The sequence below is a fragment of the Pseudoclavibacter helvolus genome (assembly GCF_049707175.1).
Classification (GTDB): domain Bacteria; phylum Actinomycetota; class Actinomycetes; order Actinomycetales; family Microbacteriaceae; genus Pseudoclavibacter; species Pseudoclavibacter helvolus_A.
In genome coordinates, this window is sequence record NZ_JBNAFM010000049.1 from 1 (window position 1) to 382 (window position 382).

The window sequence follows — 382 nt, forward strand, 5'->3', positions numbered from 1 at the left end:
GCCGCCTGCGCAAGCGACATCACCCCGGCCGACACCGCCCGAGCCACGCTCGGGTACTTCGCCGGGATCGGCTCCCCGGTCATCCCCATCCGCTCCCGCGTCCCCGCGGCGACCTTCACGAGCGCGTGCGCCTCGAAGGGCTTCACGCCCAGCACCTGCTCCAACAGCGCCGGAAGGTTCCGGAAGCCAGCCTTCCTCGCGAGCGTCTCGTCCCGCGGACACTCGTCCTCACGCCGCAGCGCCTCCGCAGCGACCTCGACCAGCGCGGCGTCCAGCACCCGCCGACGCGCCGCCAACTCGGACAGCACGACCACGAGCTCACCATCAAGAACCCTCAACAGATCGGTCCGGCCCTCAAGAAGCGCATCCACAACCGCCGTCT

General features: G+C 70.7%; 1 protein-coding gene. It reads right to left on the bottom strand.

What is annotated here, in order from left to right:
• A partial coding sequence (locus ACPYN9_RS17220; RefSeq protein ID WP_424468120.1) for a DUF222 domain-containing protein occupies positions 1–382 on the bottom strand: 382 nt, incomplete at both ends.